3 protein-coding genes and 1 pseudogene are annotated in these 4,808 nt (G+C 68.3%); 1 reads left to right on the forward strand and 3 read right to left on the reverse strand.

Annotated elements, in window-relative coordinates:
• Nucleotides 1-454 (forward strand): annotated as a pseudogene (locus IJH84_RS28760) (XRE family transcriptional regulator); the annotation flags it as partial.
• 245 nt (nucleotides 455-699) lie between these two features.
• On the opposite strand, the gene IJH84_RS28765 reads toward IJH84_RS28760, so the two are convergent.
• From IJH84_RS28765 to IJH84_RS28775, 3 genes are all read right to left on the reverse strand, one after another.
• Nucleotides 700-1,290 carry a Uma2 family endonuclease gene (locus tag IJH84_RS28765; protein ID WP_295151178.1) on the reverse strand — a complete coding sequence of 197 codons (591 nt, stop codon included), beginning with the start codon at nucleotides 1,288-1,290 and terminating at the stop codon, nucleotides 700-702.
• Nucleotides 1,291-1,354: 64 nt separating this feature from the next.
• Nucleotides 1,355-2,242, reverse strand: a complete 888-nt coding sequence (locus IJH84_RS28770) for a LysR family transcriptional regulator (RefSeq protein WP_200070943.1) — start codon at nucleotides 2,240-2,242, stop codon at nucleotides 1,355-1,357.
• A 60-nt stretch (nucleotides 2,243-2,302) separates the two neighbouring features.
• Complete coding sequence (locus IJH84_RS28775; RefSeq protein ID WP_295151181.1) at nucleotides 2,303-4,663, reverse strand: arylsulfatase; 2,361 nt, start codon at nucleotides 4,661-4,663, stop codon at nucleotides 2,303-2,305.
• Between the last annotated feature and the right edge of the window lie 145 nt (nucleotides 4,664-4,808).

Genomic DNA, 4,808 nt, shown 5'->3' on the forward strand with positions numbered 1-4,808 from the left:
CTACAAGGCGTACGAGAACGACGGGCTGGTCTTCCCCACCGACCCGGCGGGCGCCATCGAAGGGCCGCGGATGTGCCCGCACTGGGCGGGCCGGATGGTGTTCGCCTCGCCAGACCGCTATTCGACCTACTACCAGTACACGGACAAACCAGGTGCCACGCACTGGTGCGTCGCGCACGTCGACCCGAACCGCGGGCGGGATTTCGCGATCACGCTGGGCGTGCCGTACACCGAGTCGCGCTGGTTCCGGGGGCGGGAGACGACGAACCACTCGAAGTCCGGCTGCCCGAACGGCGAATGCTGCCAGCGGCCACCGACCGAACTCGCCAACCGGTGGCAGGGCATGGTGTGGCCGTCCGCGCGGGCGCACTCGCACGTGCTCTCCGCATTGCCGTCGGACACCTTCCCCGGCGTGGACGAAGCCGACGTGTACGCGTTCCTGGAATCGCACTAGCACTGCTACGGCGGTCAGCGGTCAGCAGTAGCCGCGGCGGGATCACGACCACGAGTTGCGGATCGAGACCGGTTGGCGCTACTGCATGGCACGGGTAGCGCTGCCTTACCGGGTTGGAGCGCGAGAACAGTTGGACGCTGAGTTCGCCGAGCCGATGGGCAGGCGATCAGAAGCACCATGCAGACCAGCGGTCGGACAGATCAGCCGGTCCCGGCTCACCGGCGGTGACGAGCCGGGGCCGGTGGTCATTCCCCGCCCCGTCGCTTGCTCAGCTCGGCGAGCACCACGCGGACCTGGAAAGGCCGCTCCGCTTCGAATGCGTCCGAGCCCTTGACCTCGGCGATCTGCTGATAGTGGCCTTCATCGTCCAGCTCGTGCACTTCCACGCTGGGGATGGCCGGGTCGATGACCCAGTAGCACTCGACGCCCAGCTCCTCGTACAGCGCCTTCTTCGAGTTCCGGTCGTGCAGCGCGGTGCTGCGGGAAAGGACCTCGACCACCAGCGTCGGCGGCACCGGCAGGTGCGTCTCGGTGAAGTCCTCGTCAGGGGCGACCAGCACGTCCGGTTGCAGCTCACTGGTACTGGACGTCCGCAGCGCGAACGGCGCCGGGAGAACTGAGAATACCTCCGGGCACTTTTCTTCGAGCAGCATCCCGAGCAGCAGAACGACCCTTTGGTGCCGGTACCCCGGCGCCGGGGTCACGAGCAAGCTCCCGTCGAGCAATTCGTACCGGCGACCGTCATCGGGCATCGTCTCCAAGTCGTCCACGGTGAGGGGGCGCTCTTCGACCTGCTCGAACACGTGCGGACCGGTCATGTCAGCCATAAGAGCCATCTTGCCCTCCTTTCTTGATCGACGACAGTGAAGCACACGGCATCGACAGTGCGTAATCACTCGACTACTCAGTGCGACTTCTTCGAGCGAGTCCGGAGGCGAGTTCGACGAAGCGGGCAGCAGCCGGCGCCAGCGGGCCGGGCCGCCAGAACAACCGGCCGCCGCGGACGACCTTCGGGCGCAGCGGCAGCACGGTCGCGCCCTCGCGCGCCGCCCCCGCGGCCATCGATTCGGGCAACAGCGTGGCGCCCGCTCCGGCCAGTACCAGCGGCACGATCATCGCCTGGTGCGCGGTCTCCACTGCCACCCGCGGACGCGCATCACGAGCGGCGACGACGTCTTCGATGACCGCGCGGGTCGCAGTGCCCGGCGGAGTCGCGACGAAATCCAACGCCGCAAGCTCCGAAAGCCCGATCCGCTTGCGATCGTGCCCACCGGGCGGCAGCACCGCGTAGACCTCCCGGCCCGGCAGCCGCAAGCCTTCCAGATCATCCGGGTCCGAAGTCGTGTCGACCATCCCCAGTTCGCACTCGCCCGCGCGGACGCTGCTGGTCACGGCCGCACCCAACTCAGGGTCGAGCACCCGGACATCGACCTTCGGGTGGTGGTGCAAGAACTCGCCGAGCAGACCGGCCAGCGGATCCACCGCCAGCGTCGTCTGCGCGACGATGTCCAGGCGCCCGGCGGTGAGGCCGAGCACCTGGCGCACCGAATCGCGCGCGGTGCTCAGATCGCGCACCACCTGACGTGCCGGTTCCAGCAGCGCCTCACCGGCTTGGGTCAGCCGAACGCCGTGCGGGAGGCGGTGGAACAGCTTGCCGCCCAACCGGTTCTCCAACTGCCCGATCGCGGCCGACAGCGACGGCTGGGCGATCCGCAACGCTCTGGCCGCGGCCGTGAAGCTGCCGTTCTCGGCCACGGCCAGGAAGTACTCCACCTCGCGGCGTTCCACACCGACCTCCCAGCACCGGCGACACGAGTCACCGTAACGACGACCGGTGCTCGCCCCGGGTCAGTCGTGCGCCGCCCGGAACCGTTCCCGGGCTTGCTCGTCGGCGACATCGCTGATCTGGTCGTCGGCCATGTCGAAGCGGACCGACCGCAGCCGACCGGTGAAGGCGTTGTCCACCGGCGGGTAGTCGTCGACCACCGGGGAAGCCCGGTCCACCCCGACGTCGAAGGTCTCGTCGAAGGCGAAGTAGTACGGGATCGTCGCTCCCACCCGTCCTTCGGCGACGTTCACGTCGTCGACGCTGAGCACCGCCTTGCCGCCGTTGCCGACTCCGCCGCCGTCGTAGGTGAACTCGAGCCGCACGACGTGCTCGCCCGGCGCCAGCGGCTCGCCGGCGAGCTTGTAGAGATCGGTGCCGAAGTAGTTGTAGGCGTAGTGCGGCCGTCCTCCGTGCAGGTACAGGGACCAGCCGCCGAACCGGCCGCCCTGCGCCACCACGACGCCGTCCGCTCCCGCTTCGGGAATCTCCAGGTCGGCGGTGATGACGTGCGAGCGGTTCTTGACGTTCGGCGCGGTCTCTTCGGTGAGCCGCTTCGCCCCGGCGTGGAAGGTGATCGTGCGCCGGTCGCCGAGCAGGTCGAGCCGACCGGCCTCCTTCGGGTTCTCCCGTTCGGTCATCCGGTCGTCGAGCGGGAAGACGTTGTGCTTGGCCGCTTCCACGAGGAACAGCTGCTGCAGCTCGCGCAGCTTCTCGGGATGTTCGGCGGAGATGTCGTGCGCCTGGCTCCAGTCCACATTGGTGTCGTAGAGCTCCCAGCGGTCGTCGTCGAAGGACCGGCGAGTGCCGTCCTGCACCATCTCCCACGGAGTTCCGTGCCTGGTCACCGCCATCCAGCCGTCGCGGTAGATGCCGCGGTTGCCGACCATCTCGAAGTACTGCACGCGGTGCTGATCCGGCGCCTCGGCATCGTTGAAGCTGTAGCACATGCTGGTGCCTTCGATCGGCTGCTGCGGCACGCCCTGCACTGAAGCCGGATGCGGGATGCCCGCCGCTTCCAGCACCGTCGGCATGATGTCGATGACGTGGTGCCACTGGTTGCGGATTCCGCCGCGCTCCTCGATGCCGCGCGGCCAGTGCACGATCATGCCGTCCCGGGTGCCACCGAGGTGCGAGGCGACCTGCTTGGTCCACTGGTAGGGCGTGTTCATCGCCAGCGCCCAGCCCACCGGGTAGTGCGCGTGCGTCGTCGCGTCACCCAGCGCGTCGCGGTTCGCGTTGATGAACTCGGCGCTGTCCGGGATGCCGGTGGCGAACCGGTGCTCGTTCAACGTGCCGCCGAGCCCGCCTTCCGCGGAAGCGCCGTTGTCGCCGAGGATGTAGACGAACATCGTGTTGTCCAGCTCGCCGATCTCGTCCAGCGCGTCGACGAGGCGGCCGACCTGATCGTCGGTGTGCTCGGCGAAGCCCGCGTACAGCTCCATCAGCGAAGCCGCGGCAGCGCGTTCCTCTTCGGACAGTTCGTCCCAGTGCGGCACACCTTCGGCCCACGGCGCGAGTTCCGTGTCCGGTGGGACGACGCCGAGTTCTTTCTGGCGCTGCAACGTGATTTCCCGCTGCCGGTCCCAGCCGTGGTCGAACGCGCCCCGATACTTGTCCCGGTACTCCTGGGGCACGTGGTAAGGCGCGTGCGTCGCGCCGAACGGCAGGTACGCGAAGAACGGACTGTCCGGCTTGAGCGTGTTCTGCGTGCGCACCCAGTCGATCGCCTGGTCCACCAGATCCTCGGACAGGTGGTAGCCGTCCTCCGGCCGCTGCTTCGGTTCCACGGGGTTCGTCCCGTCGAACAGCACCGGGTACCAGTGGTTCATCTCAGCGCACAGGAAGCCGTAGAACTTCTCGAATCCCTCACCGGTGGGCCACCGGTCGAACGGCCCGGCGGCGCTGACGTCGCGTGCGGGCGTCTGGTGCCACTTGCCGAACGCGGCGGTGTTGTAGCCGTTTCCGTTGAGGACTTGGCCGATCGTGGCCGCGCTGCGCGGCCGGATGCCGGTGTAGCCCGGCGCCGCACTGGCCATCTCCGTGGTCACACCCATCCCCACGGAGTGGTGGTTGCGGCCGGTGAGCAGGGCCTGCCGGGTCGGCGAGCAGATCGCGGTGACGTGGAACTGCGAATACCGCAGCCCGCCATCGGCCAACCGTTCCGCGGCGGGCATCCGGCAAGGACCGCCGAACGAACTGGACGCGCCGAAGCCCATGTCGTCGAGCAGCACCAGCACCACATTCGGTGCCCCCGCCGGAGCGTTCAGCGGCTGCACCGGGTTGAACGCCGGCTCCTGGTCGCGGGCGTCGAGCGAAGTGGCGGAAGGTCTCGGCGCATCCGCTATCGGCAGGTGTTCCCGCGACGGTTCGGATGCGCTCATGCTCTACCTCCGGTCTGTTTCTCGACATGCCGCGACGAAGACGAAAACCCAAGCGGGGCAAGGATTTTCGCGCTCGACGCCGCGGCGAATGCTAGTCGCCGCAGCGCGCCGGGCAAGCGCTTCCACTCTCCGGGCGCGGCCGGAC

This window comes from Saccharopolyspora sp. (assembly GCF_017434145.1).
GTDB lineage: Bacteria > Actinomycetota > Actinomycetes > Mycobacteriales > Pseudonocardiaceae > Saccharopolyspora_C > Saccharopolyspora_C galaxeae.

Coding starts and splice junctions, on each gene's coding strand:
- IJH84_RS28765 (WP_295151178.1), bottom strand. CDS start 1,290: ATGGCTCTTATGGCTGACATGACCGGTCCGCACGTGTTCGAGCAGGTC.
- IJH84_RS28775 (WP_295151181.1), bottom strand. CDS start 4,663: ATGAGCGCATCCGAACCGTCGCGGGAACACCTGCCGATAGCGGATGCG.